1 pseudogene is annotated in these 273 nt (G+C 64.8%); it reads left to right on the top strand.

The features are described 5' to 3' along the window. A pseudogene (locus ABG80_RS11440) lies at positions 1 to 273 on the top strand (IS1634 family transposase); the annotation flags it as partial.

Below are 273 nucleotides of genomic sequence, written 5' to 3'. Positions count from 1 at the left end.
TGCTGCGTGCCAAGGGCCGCAGTGGCGTGGACATCGCCACGCCCCAGGTTCGCTTTGAGTCTGCCCTGGCCTTGGGCGATGTATGGGCCCTTGATCAACTCTGGCGTGAGCTGGGCTTCGATGCCCTGGCGGCCGTTTTCCGACGCGCCCGTTACACCACCCCCATTGAGCAGGCCATTCGTGTGATGGTCTTCAACCGCCTGTGCGATGCCGACTCCAAGCTGGGCACGCTTCGCTGGCTGCAAACCGTGAGCATGCCGGGCGTCGATGCCG

It is taken from the genome of Aquabacterium parvum, from assembly GCF_001447195.1.
Classification (GTDB): domain Bacteria; phylum Pseudomonadota; class Gammaproteobacteria; order Burkholderiales; family Burkholderiaceae_C; genus Aquabacterium; species Aquabacterium parvum.
Note: the sequence above shows the minus strand (reverse complement) of the source record. Positions and strands in the feature narration are given on the sequence as shown.